Source organism: Micromonospora sp. NPDC051006 (genome assembly GCF_044456245.1).
Taxonomy (GTDB): Bacteria; Actinomycetota; Actinomycetes; order Mycobacteriales; family Micromonosporaceae; genus Micromonospora.
Window position 1 is genome coordinate 412,102 of record NZ_JBITFP010000004.1, and the last position, 14,673, is coordinate 426,774.

A 14,673-nucleotide genomic window follows, 5' to 3' on the forward strand; every position below is an offset into this window, starting at 1 on the left:
GGGGGCGCCCCCCCCCCCCGCGCGGGACGGGGGGGGGGGGGGGGGGCCGGGGGGCCCCCCCCCCCCCCCCCCGACGCCGGGTCCAGGTCAGGCATCGCCAGAACGTACCACAAAGCGGACGGAATTCGTCCGATTGCGGTGGGCGCGACCGACAGCCCAGCAAGGTCCGGTGCACCTGACGCGTCGGCGGAGTGGTTCGCTGCTGTCGGCGTCAGGCTTTGAAGGTCTGCTTGGCGACTCCCATGGCGGACACGGCCCTCGGCCATCCGGTGTAGAAGGCCAGATGGGTGATGGCCTCGACGATCTCGGTCTCGGTGAGGCCGTTCTGTCTGCCGAGGTTGAGGTGGTACGGCAACTGCTCGCTGTTGCCGCCGGCGACCAGGGCGGCGATCGTGATCAGACTGCGGTCGCGGGGAGCGAGCTCGGCGCGTTCCCAGACGTCGCCGAAGAGGACGTCGTCGGTGAGCGACACCAGCTTCGGCGCGAAGCTGCCGAGATTCTGCCGGGCGGTTGATGGTTGCGCGGGTTCGGACATGGTGGTGTGCCTCCTTGCCTGGGCTCAGGGCCCGCTGCTGGCCGTCGTCCTCGTCGGTGCCGTGCTGGCCCCACTCGGTCTCCGGCCGTCCCGGCTCTCGGCGAGGCCGTCCCAGGCCGCGAGCGGTGGGTGCTCCATCACTCCACCTTTCAGCAGAAACGCCCTGCGCGGGGTGTGTCGGGCTCTGCTGGGTAAGGAACAACGGGACCCGGTCAACGGACCCAGGATGGGGACCGCTGTCGGTTTCGACGGTTACTCGCCGGATGGTGGTATTTCCCACGCCCTGTCCGGGTACGCCCGGGAGGGTGACCGGCGGTGTCCCGGCCGCCCGTCAAGGTGAGAGGAAGAACCTGATGCGTGGTGCTGTTCTGCACGCCCCCGGCGACGTCCGGGTGGAGGAGCGCGAGGATCCGCGGATCCTCCTGTCGACCGACGCGATCATCCGCGTCTCCGCCGCCTGCGTCTGCGGTTCCGACCTGTGGCCCTACCGGGGCGTCGAGGCGGTGAACGGGCCGTCGCCGATGGGCCACGAGTACGTCGGCGTCGTCGAGGAGGTCGGCGGCGAGGTCAGGAACATCAAACCGGGCCAGTTCGTCGTCGGATCCTTCTTCGCCTCCGACAACACCTGCGCCATCTGCCGCGCGGGCTACCAGAGCTCCTGCGTGCACCGCGAGCCCATCGGCGGACTCGGCGCCCAGGCCGAGTACCTTCGCATTCCCCTGGCTGACGGCACGCTGGTCGCCACCCCGGACATCCCCTCGGATGATCTGATTCCGGACCTGCTGGCGGCCTCCGACGTGCTCGGCACCGGCTGGTTCGGTGCGGTGGCGGCCGAGGTCGCACCGGGCAGGACCGTCGCTGTCGTCGGTGACGGCGCCGTCGGCCTCCTCGCAGTGCTGGCGGCGAAGCAGTTCGGCGCGGAGCGCGTCATCGCGGTCAGCCGACACGAGTCCCGCCAGAAACTCGCGATCCACTACGGTGCGACCGACATCGTCACCGAGCGCGGCGACGAGGGCGTGGCCCGGATCAAGGACCTCACCGAGGGGCTCGGCGCGCACTCGGTCATCGAGGCGGTCGGCACCCAGGAGTCGATGATGCAGGCGATCCGCTCGACCCGTGCCGGGGGTCACGTCGGCTACGTCGGTGTCGCCCACGGGGTCCAGCTACCCGGCGAGGAGTTGTTCTTCTCCCACGTGCATCTGCACGGTGGCCCCGCCCCGGTGCGCCGTTTCCTGCCCGAGCTGATCAACCTGATCTGGAACCGGCAGATCGACCCGGGCCGGGTCTTCGACCTCACGCTGCCGCTTGAGCAGGCCGCCGACGGCTACCGGGCGATGGACGAGCGTCGCGCCGTCAAGACTCTCCTCAAGCCCTGACGCACGGCGCCGCCCCTGAGGGTGTGGCCGATCCAGCAGCCACCCGCTGACTACGCCTCAGCCGGCCCGGTAGCGGGTGGCGAGTTCGGGGCTCTGTCCGCCGAATGCGGCGAGGTCGGCCTGGAAGACCGCGTCCAGGAGCCCGGCGTCCTCCACGCCCGGGGCGACGACGACCTCGCCCAGTTCGAGACCGCGCAGGCTGGCCGTGACCACGTCGTCGGCGCTCATCCGCGGGACCACGCTCATGTCGAGACCCTGCCGCTCGTGGAACTCGGTGGCCACCACGCCGGGGCACACGACCTGGACCTTGACGCCCGTGCCGGCCAGTTCGGCGCTCAACGTCTGGGACATCGCGACGAGGTGGGCCAGGGTGCCGGCGTAGACGGCCCGGCGGGGCATCATCGAACTCGGTGCCGGACCGCTGAAGGCGATCATGCCGGCCACGTTGATGATGGCGCCGTCGCCTCGCTGCTGCATGCCGGCGACGGCGGCGCGGGTGAGCATCGTCGGGGCGACGACCTTGACGTGTACGAGTTCCCTGGCCTTGTCGGCGGGAAGCTCCGCGAGCGGCATGTAGTGCGACACGCCGGCGTTGTTCACCAGCATCGTCAGCGGCTGCGACGCGCAGACCTCGGCGATCGCGTCCACCCCGGCATCGGTGGACAGGTCGGCAGCCACCGTCCGCACGTTGGCCCCGCGGTGGGAGGCGACGAACTCGTCCAGGCGGTCCTTTCGCCGGCCCGCGATCACCAGGTCGTAGCCGTCAGCGGCCAGCCGCTCGGCGAAGGCCTGGCCGATGCCGGAGGTGGCGCCGGTGACGAGTGCGAGCTTGGTCATGGTGCTTGTTCCTTCCAGTTCGTGGGCGTATCACGCCGGGCACCGGTCTGAGCCCCGGTGGCGCCTCAGGGCGTGCTGGCCGGGAACTCCTCCAGCCCGACCACCGACAGCAGCGCGAGCTTCTCCGCCGCGTCCGTGTTCGCGGGCGTCAACACCAGCAGCACCTGCCCCTGGTCCGGCGTCGTCAGCGTTTCGCAGTCCATAAGTAGCTGTCCCACCCGCGGGTGCACGACGGTCTTCCGGTCCGCGCGCCGCACGCTGACCTCGTGCTCGTCCCACCGCCGCCGGAACTCCGCGCTGGCCGCTCGCAGCCGGGAAACCAGCCCGGTCACCTCGGGGTCACCCTGGCGCCGGCCGGCAGCGGCGCGCAGGTCGGCGACGATGACGCGGGAGTGGTGCTCGTGCTCCTCCGGCGGGTGGATCCGGCGCGCTTCGGGGTCGGTGAACCACCGGTACACGTGATATCGCCGGTCCCCTCGGAAGCCGCTCGGATCGCCGAAGATCAGCATGCCCGCCCGGTTCTGCGCGAGCGTCTCGCCGAGGTCGGAGAGGACGCTGGCCGGCGTCGTGCCGAGCAGGTCCAGCATGCGTACCAGGCCGGCACGGGCGAAGCGCGCCGGCCCGTCGCCCGGCGGCGGCTGGTGCCCGGCCAGGTGGAAGAGGTGCGCCCGCTCGTCGTCGGTGAGCCGCAGCGCGCGGGCGAGCGCGCCGAGCAGCTGCGGCGACGGCTGTGCGCTGCGTCCCTGCTCCAGGCGGACGACATAGTCCGTCGACATGCCGGCGAGCAGGGCGACTTCTTCCCGCCGAAGGCCCGCGGTGCGGCGGCGGGGGCCGGCGGCCACCCCGACGTCCCCGGGACGGATGGCCTGCCGCCGGCGGCGCAGGAAGTCGGCGAGTTCGGCGCGCTGCATGACCCCATCGTCTCTCCGGGGCGGGGCCGCCATCCAGAGATCGCCGCTCCTACGACAAGCGCTCCGTTTCCGTGGCGGCGTCCGGCGACGGATGGTGGAGGAGATCGAACGAAGGAGAACGGACATGCAGACCCGAACCCTCGGCCGCACCGGACCGACCACCTCCGCCCTCGGCCTCGGCGCCATGGGCATGTCGGACCTTTACGGGCCGTCCGACCGCACGGAGAGCATCGCGACGGTCCACGCCGCGCTCGACGCGGGGATAACGCTGATCGACACAGGCGACTTCTACGGCATGGGCCACAACGAGCTGCTGCTCGGCGAGGCGCTGCGCGGCCGCCCCCGCGACAGCTACCAGCTCAGCGTCAAGTTCGGCGGGCTGCGCGGGCCGGATATGTCGTGGGGCGGCCACGACAGCCGGCCGGTGGCGGTGCGCAACTTCCTGGCGTACTCGCTGACCCGGCTCGGCACCGACTACATCGACATCTACCGCCCGGCCCGCCTCGACCCGGACGTGCCGATCGAGGAGACCGTGGGCGCGATCGCCGAGCTGGTCAAGGCCGGGTACGTCCGGCACATCGGCCTGTCCGAGGTCGGCCCGGACACGATCCGCCGGGCGCACGCCGTGCACCCGATCGCCGACCTGCAGATCGAGTACTCGTTGATCTCCCGGGCCGTCGAAGGGGAGATCCTGCCGGTCCTGCGGGAGCTCGGCATCGGGCTGACCGCTTACGGTGTGCTCTCCCGCGGCCTGATCTCCGGGCACTGGGCCCCGGGCCGGGGCACCGGCCCCGGCGATTTCCGCTCGCACAGCCCTCGCTTCCACGGCGACAACCTCGAGCACAATCTCGGCCTGGTGCAGACCCTGGGCGGGATCGCCGCCGAGAAGGGCTGCTCGGTCGCGCAGTTGGCCATCGCCTGGGTGGCCGCTCGGGGCGAGGACATCGTGCCGCTGGTCGGCGCGCGTACCCGGGAACGCCTCGCCGAGGCCCTGGGCGCGGCGGACGTCACCCTGACCGCCGACGACCTGGCCGTCATCGAGCGGGCCGTTCCGGTCGGTGCCGCTCGCGGGGACCGCTATCCGACGGTGATGATGGGCTCTCTGGGCGCCGGCAACTGACGCCGGGCGCTCATATCCGCCCTGCTCACGCGTGGTGGGCGGCCACGTGCCGGCTGCCCACCAGCGGCGACACCGCCTTGTGCGACCACCGACCCGTATCGTCGGGCCATAATCACCTGCGTCGTTCATTACACCATCGACCCCGCGGAGATCGAGGCGTTCGAGCGCTTCGCCCACGAGTGGATGCGGCTGGTGGCCAAGCACGGTGGTGTGCACCACGGCTACTTCCTGCCTGCCGAGGGAGCCAGCGACCAGGCCGAAGCGCTGTTCAGCTTCGAGAGCGTCTCTGGTTTCCTGTTTGATCCTCATGATCCGGGCATCTCGCCTGTGCCGTTGTCCCGTGGGTGATGGGGGTGGCGTGCACGTGGCGGTGGAAGCCGCGGCCGAGGACTGCCCCGCGGACCTGGTGGGGGTGTCGCGGGGTGGTGGAAACCGTGTGCGGCACCTGGCGGACCGGCCCTGAGGGGTTGGTTGCCTGGGGTGTCCGTCCCGCCGGACGCTTGCCGGCAGACCCCGGTGGGGGGTGTGTCGGGGCGGGAACCTGCCGTCGCAAGGGCAGCAGGGGTGAAGTCTTGGCACCTGTAGGTCGGGTCTGCTTGGGGGTGGGTGCCGTTTTGCGTCGCTCCCGCGCCGGCCCGGTCGCGGCGGGGGCGGGTCGACGCGCCGGGCGTCGCACGGGTGTGTCGGTGGCTGTGCGGATCGCGGCGCGGCCGTTGCGGTCGCGGCGGGTTTTGGTCTGGTTGGTCAGGCCTCGGGCGGTGATGCGTTGCGAGGCGGCGTGGTCGCGGTCGAGTGTCAGGCCGCACGTGCAGGTGGCCCACCGATATCCGGCCACGTTCCGGTCCGGCGCGTTGACGTGCCTGAGCGCGGCACCGCAGCGGGGGCAGCCCGACGAGGTGCCGCGCGCGGGAACGGTCACGACGGTGATACCTCGTTTCGCGGCGAGGTGGGCGATGGCGGTGAACACGGTGCCGCGGACCGCGCCGGACAGGCGCCGGTTGAGGCTGCGGGAGCGGCCACGGGTCTCGAGGGTGGCGAGGTCCTCGACATAGATCACGCTGGCCTGGTGCGCGGTGGCGTGGTCGAGCAGCCACCGCGCCGCCGACCACGCAAGCGCCTTGTTGAGATGCCGGATCCGGGCACACACCGCCTCATGCTCGACCTCCAGCCGGGCGAGCTTGCCCGTCAAAGCCGGATCGGCGTGGGCGGGGCGGCCGTCGGCCAGCCGGGTCAGGTGCTCGACCTTGGTGCGGAGGTGTTCGCGGTGGCGGCGTAGTCGCACCAGTTTCGCCGACACGCCGGTCGCGTCGAACCGCAACGGCCGCCCGTCCACCACGACGCCGTCCTGGTCGAGGTCGGCCACGGTGGCGGTCAGCAGGGTGTTCACACCCCAGTCGACACCCAGCGCACGCCTGTGGCCGTGCAACGGTGGCGGGGTGTGGGGGGTCTGCCAGGGCAGGTCGACCCGGACTTCGCCGTCGCGGGGCCGCAGCGTCGGGCTGCACACCTTCACCCCCGCGGGCACAGTGGGCGGCAGGACCACCTCGACGGCATGCCACACCCAGTCACGGTAGGAGGCCGGCGACGCGCACACCGGAAGCTGCGACCACACCCGCACCCTGCGGTCGTCGATGCGGTCGACGACGACCTGTTGCCGGTCCGCCGCGGCCAGGCTCACCTGCCGCGCCACAACCGGCGGACCCTCCACCTCACACAACCCCGCCGGCAACCGCCCACACCCATCGAGGTATGCGCGGATCTGCCGGGTGCGGTTACGGATCGTCGCGCTATCGGCGCCTTCGGGCAGCGCCGCCCGCAACGCCGACCACTCCTCACTGGTGCGAGCCGACGGGTCTGCCGGCCAGGTGGCCAGCAGCGCGGCAACCACCGCGCGACGGTGACATCCCAGACGCAGAGCCCGGGCCGCTTCCTCCTCGGCGATGCGGCGAACCCGGTCGGACACCACCACACCCGCCGGCGCCACCGCACCCCAGCCGAGCCGCCGCAACGCCATCCACCCACTGGCCGGCAGACGCCTCCCATCAGGCCCGACCCCGCCAGCAAGCACCGCAAGATCGGCATCTGACCAATGTGCGGCGATCACCCGATCGGCCATGCACCGCACCAGGTCCGCCAGCCACCCCACCCGGCCGGCCAGCACCCGGCCCGCCACCGGCGATTGAACTCCGGGCGCGTCGGGCTTACCGCCGCACACCGCCCGATACGCGGTGCACGTCGCAGTCGACGTCAACACCGAACCCGCCACAACCCCACGCCCCACCCACACCCACCAACAATCGACGCCTCACCATACGGGACCGAACCCCCCAGACCCGGCCAGCGAACACGACCGCCAACGACCGGACAGCCCACGTAGGATCGCTTAGCCAAACAGTCAGCAGTGGCACACCCTGGCAGCCTACGAGCGTTACCGCGCACGTTTCGGCAATGACCCGGAGTTCGTCGCGGCTGACAGCATCCGCGACGACTCGGGCTGCGTCGTGCGGTACGAGCGCACCTTCATGCGTCCGCTCCTGCCGTCTTGAGCAGCCACTTTCTGTAGCACGTGCGCCCCGGGACCTGACCGCGTGGGACGTCGGCCTCCGCGTCCAGCCCGTTGCGAGGCGTGCCTCATCCGGGGGTCGTCACACTTTGCCGGACGGGCCGAGGTGCGCGCGCAGCGCCACGGCGACCTCGCCTGCGGCGGCGAGTTGGTCCGGCGTGAGCGCGTCGACGAAGAGTTCGCGGATGGCGCGCAGATGCGGGTAGGTGGCGCCTCGGAACGCCTCGGCGCCGGTCGGGGTGAGCACGACCTCGGCGCCCCGGTTGTCGGCGGCGCACTCCTCCCGGCGGATGAGTCCGCGCCGCTCCATCCGGCCGAGGTGATGGGAGAGCCGGCTGCGTTGCCAGCCGATGCCGGCCGCGAGCTCGGAGGAGCGCATCCCCGACCCCTCGGCCTCGCTGAGGGCGAGCAGGACCGCGTAGTCACCGGGAGACAGCGCCGACTCGGTCTGCAGCCGTGAGCTGAGCTGGGACCTGAGTGCGTCCGCCGTCTCGATGAAGTCGCGCCAGATCCGCAGCTGCTCCGCGGTCGGCAGCTGGCGTCCGCTGCGCCGCTGGGGTGTGTTCTCCGTCATCCGTCCTCCAATTGACGTGTCAATCATATCGTGGAAATAATTGACGAGTCAATCAACGTTGCGATCCCCGAGTGGCGGTCCGCCGGGGACCGGAGCAGGAGGAGACCATGACGACCGAAGGCTTCGAGCTGGGCCTCAACACATTCGGGGAAGTGGCCACCGACGGCGACCGCGTCATGGGCGATGCCGAGACGGTACGGCTGATCGTCGAGGAGGCCCGGTTGGCCGAGTCGGTCGGGCTCGACGTGTTCAGCGTCGGCGAGCACTACCGCGAGGGCTTCAACGACTCGGCGACGCCCGTGCTGCTCTCGGCGATCGCGACGGCCACCGAGCGGATCCGGCTCGGCACCTCGGTCACGGTGCTCAGCACGAACGACCCGGTCCGGCTCTACCACGAGTTCTCGACCCTCGACGCGGTGTCGAACGGTCGCGCGCAGCTCATCCTCGGGCGGGCCTCGGCGACCGAGTCGTTTCCGCTGTTCGGCTACGACCTGGCCGACTACGAGCAGCTGTTCGAGGAGAAGCTCGACCTGTTTCTGCGGCTGCAGCGAGAGGAGTCGGTGACCTGGTCGGGCACCTTCCGCAGCCCGCTGACCGAGCAGCGTCCGCACCCACGGATGCGCCCGGGTGGCATCCCGACCTGGATCGGCGTGGGCGGCAGCCCGAACTCGGTGATCCGCGCCGCCCGCTACGGACTTCCGCTCATGCTCGCGATCATCGGCGGCCGTCCGCAACGGTTCGCCGGACACGTCGACCTCTACCACCGCGCGCTCGAACAGCACGGGCACGCCCCGAAGTCCGTCGGACAGCACTCACTCGGCCTGGTCGCCGACACCGACGAGGAGGCCGTCGAGACCTGGTGGCGCTACTGGCAGCCGGTCGTCACGCAGCTCGCCCGGGAACGCGGCTTCTACCGGCCGACCCGGGAACGTTACGCGGCCGAAGTCGACTCCGGGGCACTCTTCGTCGGGTCGCCCGAGACGGTGGCCCAGAAGATCGCCACGATGGCCCGCGACCTGCGGCTCAGCCGCTTCGACCTCAAGTACGACGTCATGCACCTGCCCCGCCAGGCCCGGGCCCGCTCCATCGAGCTGCTCGGCCGAGAGGTCGCCCCGCGGGTGCGGGAACTACTCAGCAAGGAGCCCACCCATGTCTGACCTCCTGTTCGGCCTCGACACCTTCGGCGACGTGCCGCAGGACGACTCCGGTACGCCGGTCTCCTACGCCGCCGCGATCCGGCAGGTCGTCGACGAGGCGGTGTTGGCCGACGAGCTCGGCGTCGACGCCCTCGCCGTCGGCGAGCACCATCGGCCGGAGTACTCGGTGTCGACCCCGGAGACAGTTCTTGCCGGCATCGCCACGCGTACCTCGCGCATCCGGCTCGGCTCCGGGGTGACCGTGCTGAGCTCGGACGACCCGGTCCGGGTGTTCCAGCGCTTCGCCACGGTCGACGCGTTGTCGAACGGCCGGGCCGAAGTCATCCTCGGCCGTGGCTCGTTCACCGAGTCCTTCCCCCTCTTCGGATACGACCTCAGCGACTACGGCACGCTGTTCGAGGAGAAGCTCGACCTCTTCGTCAAGCTGCTCGACGAGCAGCCGGTCACCTGGAGCGGCACCCTGCGCGCCCCGCTGGTCGACGCCGACGTCTTCCCGAAGACCGAGTCGGGCCGCCTGACCACCTGGGTGGGCGTCGGCGGTTCGCCGCAGTCGGTGGTCCGCACCGCGCGCCACGGCCTGCCGCTCATGCTCGCCATCATCGGCGGCGCGCCCACGCGTTTCGCGCCCTACATCGACCTGTACCGGCGTGCCGCGGAGCAGTTCGGCACGACGGCGTATCCGGTCGGGATGCACTCGCCGGGCTTCATCGCCGACACCGACGAGGAGGCCAAGGAGGTGTTCTGGCCGCACTACCGGGTCATCCGGGACCGGATCGGCGCCCTGCGCGGCTGGCCGCCGATCCGCCGAGCCGAGTTCGACGCCGACATCGAGCACGGCTCCCTCTACATCGGCTCGCCGGAGACCGTCGCCCGCAAGATCGCCCGCACCGTCAGCGCCCTCGGTGTCGGCCGGTTCGACCTCATCTACACCGCGGGCGCCCAGCCGGTATCCGCCCGACTGCGGGCCGTCGAGCTCTACGGCACGAAGGTGATCCCCATGGTTCGCGACATCCTCGCCAACTGAACGATCGGAACAGACATGAACGACACCACCCAGAGCGGCGGCCAGACCATCGGCATCCTCGGTGCCGGCAAGCTGGGCACCGTTCTCGCCAGGCTCGCGCTGGCCGCCGGATACCGGGTGCTCATCGCCGGCTCCGGAGACACTGCCAAGATCGCGCTCACCGTCGAGGTGCTCACTCCCGGTGCGGTCGCCACCACCGCCGCCGACGCCGCGGCCCGCGCCGACATCGTCATCCTCGCCCTGCCGCTGGGCAGGTACCGCACCATCCCGGCCGACGCGCTACGCGGCAAGCTGGTCGTCGACGCCATGAACTACTGGTGGGAGGTCGACGGCATCCGGGACGACCTCACCGATCCGCGCACCTCCTCGAGCGAGACCGTCCAGGCGTTCCTTTCCGGCGCCCGGGTCGTCAAGGCGTTCAACCACGTGGGCTACCACGACATCGAGGACAAGGCCCGGCCCGCCGGCGATGGCGCACGCACCGCGGTCGCGATCGCCGGCGACGACCCCGCCGACCTCACCGCCGTCGCCTCCCTCGTGGACGCGCTCGGCTTCGACCCGGTCATCGCCGGCGCCCTCGCCGAAGGCGTCCGCTTCGAGCCGGGCACCGAACTCTTCGGCGCCGACGAGAACGCCGACGAGGTCCGGGCCAGACTCGACCGCTTTCCGGAATCGGAGCGTGGGCGCATCGTCGCCCGGGCGCGGGCCGGCACGCCGGGGCCGACGACGGACGGCTCGGACACCGAGACGGTGGCAAGCCCGTCCTGAGTGACGCCGAGTCCGGCGGGTCGTCGCCAGCCCTGACCCGACCGGCCGGACTAGCCGCGGCGCAGGACGCGGGTGGTGCCGGCGGCGATGGTGGTGACCAGGATCCAACCGCAGGCGATAAGCCCGTACGCGAGCCACACGGTCGTCCCGACCGGTTCGAAGGCTGTCTCCTGGTGCAGGTCGACGAGCGGCAACAGAAGGTCCAGTGTGTAGACGGGAGCGCGGAAGTGCAGCGGGCTCGCCGGGTCCAACGGCACCGGCTGCTGGGTGGTGAACGCCACGGTGCCCACGAGGAAGAGCGCCAGCAGCCACATGGCGGCCAGGGCGGGTCGGTAGCCGTAGCCGACCGTGACGTCCTGCAGGTAACCCCAGAGCTGGATCGGTCGCGACTGCAGGGCCCGTCGGCGCCGCTGCCCACGCAACAGCACCGTCCGGGCGCTGTCTTCCTCGCCCCGACGCCGGTACATCGCCGCCAACTGTTCGTAGGCCTGGGGCGCGTACCCGTCGTCGTCGCGGTCGAGCCAGCCCAGTCGCTGCCGCACGTCAGCCGTCGACACGATCGTGTCGTAGCTGAATCCGTCGAGGCGCAGCTTCGTCGGCCAGCCGAGCGGTTCGTCGTCGCGGAGCACACCGACCCGCGCGTGCCGTAGGTCGACCGGACGCTCGATCGGTTCGCCGGTGGCGAGCACCAGTTCGGTGGTCTGCAGTTGCCGGCAGTTGAGCCCGACGCCTGTGCTGGCGTGCAGCCGGGCGTGTTCGAAGCAGACCTGCTTGTCGACGCGGGCGAAGGAGATGTTGATGCGCCCCTGGGCGCTGAACCCGTCGCAGCAGCTGAGGGTGCCGCCGACCACCATGCCGACCGCCGCCACGGCTCGGCCGTCGGGGTTGGTGATCGTGGCGCCGTGCAGCCGCACCGAACCGCGGATGTCGGCGCTGTTGAGCTGGACCTCGCCCTCGCAGCGCAGGCGCAGGCCCCGGATGTCGTGGCCGACGGAGAGGAGGCTGCCCTCCACCGCCGGCGCTCCGGCGATCTGTGCCCCGTCCAGTACGAGCGCGCCGTCGATCCGGGCGGCCACGAGGCGGACACCGCCCACAGACCGGACCCCGGCCAACCGGAGGTTGCCCTCGATGGACGCCTTCTCAGCCCAGAGGCCGCGGAGTCTGGAGCCGGCCAGGTCCAGTTCCCGCGTCCGGGCACCGACCAGTTCGACGCGTTCTCCGAACGTGCACCGACTCAGGCGGACGGCGTAAGGGATCTCGGCGTACGACAGGTCCAGCGTGCCGGAGATCTCGGCGCCGACCAGGGTCAGGGCAGCCAACTGTCCCGCCTCCGGTGGCATCGCGCCGAGCAGCAGCGCGCGGATGACGGACGCTCGAACCACCCGGTCCTCGGCGCTGGTCAGATCCACCAGGGCCCGTCGGGGGAAGGCCTGCCACACCGCCTGCTCCGCGGCGCTCAGCTCGAAGTCCATCCCGCCATGGTGACCGCGCGCCGCAACGTCGTTTCGGTCGCTGACGGTGCGGGGGCACGCGCGTCATCGCGCTCTCTCAGGCCCGGTGCGGTCGGGGGAGTGCGTAGTGCCGCAGGGTCACCGGGCTGCCGTCCGGGGCGGTCCAGTCGGCGGTGCTGGTGCGGGTGTGGCGCCAACCGGTGCGTTCGTAGAGCGCGACGGCGGTCGAGCCCGGGCGGTCGACGACCTCCAGCAGCAGCTCGCGGTCGCGGTCGGTGGCCCAGCGCCGGGCCCGTCGCAGCAGCGCGCCGGCGACGCCGTGCCCGCGCACGGCGGGCGCGACGAACAGCCGGCCGACCTCGGCGGGGGCCGACTGCGGCCGCGGAGGCGCGGCGGCACCGTGTACGGCGATGTGGCCCACCGGACCCCCGCCGACCTCGGCGACCCACGCGTGCTGGAGGTCGGGCGGGCTCAACCATCGCTGCGGATCGGTGGGCCAGTTCAGCGGGTAGCCGTCGAGGCGGTGCACCTCGGCGAGCAGGTCGGCGCATCGTCGCAGGTCGGCTGGGGTTCGGTCCCGGATCGTCACCGTGTCCACGCCGATCATCATTCCGGCCGGCGGACCGGCGGACGACAGACGGGCTCCGACCACAACCTAACGGTTGTGCAAACGAAAGGTTGTGGATAGGGTCGGGGCATGCCTGTTGTCGAGGACGAACTGAGCCTGGTCTTCGCCGCGCTCGCCGACCCCACCCGGCGGGCGATCCTGGAGCGCCTGGCCGGCGGAGCGGCCTCGGTCAACCAGCTCGCGGAGCCGTTCGCGATGAGCCAGCAGGCGGTCTCCAAGCACCTGAAGGTGCTGGAGCGGGCCGGTCTGATCTCGCGCGGGCGGGCCGCGCAGTCCCGCCCGTGTGTGCTGGAGCCGGAACACCTGGAGGTCGCCGCCGACTGGATGGCCCGGCACCGCCAGATGTGGGCCGACCGGCACGACCGCCTCGCGGAGCACCTGGCCGCGCTGCGCGCCGACCCGCGCCACCACGAGGAGACGACACCATGAACGAGACCGGCGAAGTGACCTACCGGCGGGTGCACCACGGCTCCCCGGAGCTGCTCTTCGACTGCATGACCCGGCCGGAGCACCTGACCCACTTCTGGGGCCCGGCCGGCACCAGCACCCCGCTCGACGGCATCCTCGTCGAGCTGCGCCCCGGCGGGGCCTTCGAGACCACGATGGTCAACGACGCCGACGGCAGCACCTACCGGATGCGGGCCGTCTACGCCGAGATCCAGCGACCGGAGCGGCTGGTCTGGATCGAGTCCGACGTCGAGGGTGGCATGCGCACCGAGGTCACCTTCGTCGCCCTGGGCGACGGGCGGACCGAAGTGATCACCCACCAGACCAACGTGCCCGCCGCCTACCTGAGCGCCGAGGCGCAGGCCGGCTTCAGCACCAGCCTCGACCGGTTCGCCGCCTACCTGGCCAGCCTCGACGTCGAGCCCACCCAACCCGAGTGAGGAGCAGCTCGATGCCCGTGGTCACCTCCGCCGACGGCACCGCCATCGGCTACGAACGCACCGGCGACGGTCCAGCCGTCGTCCTCGTCGACGGCGCCCTGTGTTCCCGCGCGGGCGGCCCGATGCGGCCGCTCGCCGCCGCGCTGGCCACCCGGTTCACCGTGCACACCTACGACCGGCGCGGCCGCGGCGAGAGCGGGGACACCCCGCCCTACGCGGTGCTCCGGGAGGTCGAGGACCTCCAGGCCGTCATCGCGGCGGCCGGCGGCCAGGCGTACCTCTGCGGCATCTCCTCCGGCGCCGCGCTCGCCCTGGCCACCGCCGCCGCCGGACCCGGGATCACCCGGCTCGCGCTCTACGAGCCGCCGTTCCTCGCCGAGGCCGACGGCGAGAACGCCAGCCGGCTGAAGGAGTACGCCCAGCACCTGCACGAGCTGCTCGCCGCGGGTCGCAACGGCGACGCGGTCGCCCTGTTCATGACGCACGTCGGGGTCCCGCCGCAGGTGATCGCCGGCATGCGGGCCCAGCCGCACTGGGCCGCGTTCGAGGCGATCGCCCCGACGCTCGGCTACGACGACGCCGTCCTCGGCGACGGCCACGTGCCGCGCGACCTCGCGGCGAGGATCACCGTCCCCACCCTGGTCCTCGCCGGCGACGCGAGCCCACAGCTCCTCCAGCGGGCCGCCGAGGCCACCGCCGGGGCGCTGCCCACCGCCGCGTACCGCACCCTCGACGGGCAGACGCACGACGTCTCACCCGACGCCCTCGCCCCGGCGCTGACCGCCTTCTTCACCGCTGACAGGCCGTAGCGGCCGACAGATCCTCACGGGCCTTCCGTGACG

Annotated in this window: 16 protein-coding genes; 9 read left to right on the forward strand and 7 right to left on the reverse strand. The window is 71.7% G+C overall.

The window, feature by feature from the left end:
• Positions 1–211: 211 nt before the first annotated feature.
• The gene (locus ACIBBA_RS10540; RefSeq protein ID WP_396695831.1) at positions 212–535 is read right to left on the reverse strand and encodes a carboxymuconolactone decarboxylase family protein; all 324 of its coding nucleotides are present in this window, start codon (positions 533–535) and stop codon (positions 212–214) included.
• Positions 536–888: 353 nt separating this feature from the next.
• On the opposite strand from ACIBBA_RS10540, the gene ACIBBA_RS10545 reads away from it, so the two are divergent.
• Positions 889–1,911 (forward strand): zinc-dependent alcohol dehydrogenase family protein, encoded by a 1,023-nt coding sequence (locus ACIBBA_RS10545; RefSeq protein ID WP_396695833.1) that lies wholly within the window; start codon positions 889–891, stop codon positions 1,909–1,911.
• Positions 1,912–1,968: 57 nt separating this feature from the next.
• Here the strand turns inward: ACIBBA_RS10545 and ACIBBA_RS10550 are convergent, their stop codons facing one another.
• Positions 1,969–2,748 (reverse strand): SDR family NAD(P)-dependent oxidoreductase, encoded by a 780-nt coding sequence (locus tag ACIBBA_RS10550; protein WP_396695835.1) that lies wholly within the window; start codon positions 2,746–2,748, stop codon positions 1,969–1,971.
• Between the two features lie 65 nt (positions 2,749–2,813).
• Positions 2,814–3,659: a helix-turn-helix transcriptional regulator gene (locus ACIBBA_RS10555; RefSeq protein ID WP_396695837.1), complete on the reverse strand. Its 846-nt coding sequence runs from the start codon at positions 3,657–3,659 to the stop codon at positions 2,814–2,816.
• 124 nt (positions 3,660–3,783) lie between these two features.
• On the opposite strand from ACIBBA_RS10555, the gene ACIBBA_RS10560 reads away from it, so the two are divergent.
• A complete protein-coding gene (locus ACIBBA_RS10560; protein WP_396695839.1) occupies positions 3,784–4,779 on the forward strand; it encodes an aldo/keto reductase in 996 nt (331 codons plus the stop codon).
• A gap of 183 nt (positions 4,780–4,962) precedes the next feature.
• Positions 4,963–5,127 (forward strand): hypothetical protein, encoded by a 165-nt coding sequence (locus ACIBBA_RS10565; protein WP_396695841.1) that lies wholly within the window; start codon positions 4,963–4,965, stop codon positions 5,125–5,127.
• On the opposite strand, the gene ACIBBA_RS10570 is transcribed toward ACIBBA_RS10565, so the two are convergent.
• Both ACIBBA_RS10570 and ACIBBA_RS10575 read right to left on the reverse strand, forming a co-directional pair.
• The gene (locus ACIBBA_RS10570; protein ID WP_396695843.1) at positions 5,048–6,895 is read right to left on the reverse strand and encodes a zinc ribbon domain-containing protein; all 1,848 of its coding nucleotides are present in this window, start codon (positions 6,893–6,895) and stop codon (positions 5,048–5,050) included. The genes ACIBBA_RS10565 and ACIBBA_RS10570 overlap by 80 nt on opposite strands.
• A 529-nt stretch (positions 6,896–7,424) precedes the next feature.
• Entirely contained in the window at positions 7,425–7,916 is a 492-nt protein-coding gene (locus ACIBBA_RS10575; protein ID WP_396695845.1) for a MarR family winged helix-turn-helix transcriptional regulator, read from the reverse strand.
• A 107-nt stretch (positions 7,917–8,023) separates the two neighbouring features.
• Here ACIBBA_RS10575 and ACIBBA_RS10580 point away from each other — a divergent pair, with 107 nt between their 5' ends.
• The 3 genes from ACIBBA_RS10580 to ACIBBA_RS10590 are packed head-to-tail and all read left to right on the forward strand — an operon-like array spanning position 8,024 to position 10,865.
• A complete protein-coding gene (locus tag ACIBBA_RS10580) occupies positions 8,024–9,073 on the forward strand; it encodes an LLM class flavin-dependent oxidoreductase (protein ID WP_396695847.1) in 1,050 nt (349 codons plus the stop codon).
• The gene (locus ACIBBA_RS10585; protein WP_396695849.1) at positions 9,066–10,097 is read left to right on the forward strand and encodes an LLM class flavin-dependent oxidoreductase; all 1,032 of its coding nucleotides are present in this window, start codon (positions 9,066–9,068) and stop codon (positions 10,095–10,097) included. The genes ACIBBA_RS10580 and ACIBBA_RS10585 overlap by 8 nt, the downstream gene beginning before the upstream one ends.
• A 15-nt stretch (positions 10,098–10,112) precedes the next feature.
• A complete protein-coding gene (locus ACIBBA_RS10590; RefSeq protein ID WP_396695851.1) occupies positions 10,113–10,865 on the forward strand; it encodes an NADPH-dependent F420 reductase in 753 nt (250 codons plus the stop codon).
• Positions 10,866–10,915: 50 nt separating this feature from the next.
• On the opposite strand, the gene ACIBBA_RS10595 is transcribed toward ACIBBA_RS10590, so the two are convergent.
• Together ACIBBA_RS10595 and ACIBBA_RS10600 are read right to left on the reverse strand one after the other, a co-directional pair.
• The gene (locus ACIBBA_RS10595) at positions 10,916–12,337 is read right to left on the reverse strand and encodes a hypothetical protein (RefSeq protein WP_396695853.1); all 1,422 of its coding nucleotides are present in this window, start codon (positions 12,335–12,337) and stop codon (positions 10,916–10,918) included.
• Positions 12,338–12,413: 76 nt separating this feature from the next.
• Positions 12,414–12,914, reverse strand: coding sequence for a GNAT family N-acetyltransferase (locus ACIBBA_RS10600; protein ID WP_396695855.1), 501 nt, complete (start codon positions 12,912–12,914; stop codon positions 12,414–12,416).
• 99 nt (positions 12,915–13,013) lie between these two features.
• Here ACIBBA_RS10600 and ACIBBA_RS10605 point away from each other — a divergent pair, with 99 nt between their 5' ends.
• Genes ACIBBA_RS10605 through ACIBBA_RS10615 form a run of 3 tightly spaced genes read left to right on the forward strand, consistent with a single transcriptional unit; the run spans position 13,014 to position 14,640 of the window.
• Positions 13,014–13,373, forward strand: a complete 360-nt coding sequence (locus tag ACIBBA_RS10605) for an ArsR/SmtB family transcription factor (RefSeq protein ID WP_396695857.1) — start codon at positions 13,014–13,016, stop codon at positions 13,371–13,373.
• Positions 13,370–13,831 (forward strand): SRPBCC domain-containing protein, encoded by a 462-nt coding sequence (locus tag ACIBBA_RS10610; RefSeq protein ID WP_396695859.1) that lies wholly within the window; start codon positions 13,370–13,372, stop codon positions 13,829–13,831. The genes ACIBBA_RS10605 and ACIBBA_RS10610 overlap by 4 nt, the downstream gene beginning before the upstream one ends.
• 11 nt (positions 13,832–13,842) lie before the next feature.
• Entirely contained in the window at positions 13,843–14,640 is a 798-nt protein-coding gene (locus tag ACIBBA_RS10615; protein WP_396695861.1) for an alpha/beta fold hydrolase, read from the forward strand.
• The last annotated feature ends 33 nt before the right edge of the window (positions 14,641–14,673 follow it).

Excerpts from the sequence above, each read along its gene's own strand:
- ACIBBA_RS10540 (WP_396695831.1), bottom strand. The coding sequence starts at position 535 with ATGTCCGAACCCGCGCAACCATCAACCGCCCGGCAGAATCTCGGCAGC.
- ACIBBA_RS10545 (WP_396695833.1), top strand. The coding sequence starts at position 889 with ATGCGTGGTGCTGTTCTGCACGCCCCCGGCGACGTCCGGGTGGAGGAG.
- ACIBBA_RS10550 (WP_396695835.1), bottom strand. The coding sequence starts at position 2,748 with ATGACCAAGCTCGCACTCGTCACCGGCGCCACCTCCGGCATCGGCCAG.
- ACIBBA_RS10555 (WP_396695837.1), bottom strand. The coding sequence starts at position 3,659 with ATGCAGCGCGCCGAACTCGCCGACTTCCTGCGCCGCCGGCGGCAGGCC.
- ACIBBA_RS10560 (WP_396695839.1), top strand. The coding sequence starts at position 3,784 with ATGCAGACCCGAACCCTCGGCCGCACCGGACCGACCACCTCCGCCCTC.
- ACIBBA_RS10565 (WP_396695841.1), top strand. The coding sequence starts at position 4,963 with ATGCGGCTGGTGGCCAAGCACGGTGGTGTGCACCACGGCTACTTCCTG.
- ACIBBA_RS10570 (WP_396695843.1), bottom strand. The coding sequence starts at position 6,895 with ATGGCCGATCGGGTGATCGCCGCACATTGGTCAGATGCCGATCTTGCG.
- ACIBBA_RS10575 (WP_396695845.1), bottom strand. The coding sequence starts at position 7,916 with ATGACGGAGAACACACCCCAGCGGCGCAGCGGACGCCAGCTGCCGACC.
- ACIBBA_RS10580 (WP_396695847.1), top strand. The coding sequence starts at position 8,024 with ATGACGACCGAAGGCTTCGAGCTGGGCCTCAACACATTCGGGGAAGTG.
- ACIBBA_RS10585 (WP_396695849.1), top strand. The coding sequence starts at position 9,066 with ATGTCTGACCTCCTGTTCGGCCTCGACACCTTCGGCGACGTGCCGCAG.
- ACIBBA_RS10590 (WP_396695851.1), top strand. The coding sequence starts at position 10,113 with ATGAACGACACCACCCAGAGCGGCGGCCAGACCATCGGCATCCTCGGT.
- ACIBBA_RS10595 (WP_396695853.1), bottom strand. The coding sequence starts at position 12,337 with ATGGACTTCGAGCTGAGCGCCGCGGAGCAGGCGGTGTGGCAGGCCTTC.
- ACIBBA_RS10605 (WP_396695857.1), top strand. The coding sequence starts at position 13,014 with ATGCCTGTTGTCGAGGACGAACTGAGCCTGGTCTTCGCCGCGCTCGCC.
- ACIBBA_RS10610 (WP_396695859.1), top strand. The coding sequence starts at position 13,370 with ATGAACGAGACCGGCGAAGTGACCTACCGGCGGGTGCACCACGGCTCC.
- ACIBBA_RS10615 (WP_396695861.1), top strand. The coding sequence starts at position 13,843 with ATGCCCGTGGTCACCTCCGCCGACGGCACCGCCATCGGCTACGAACGC.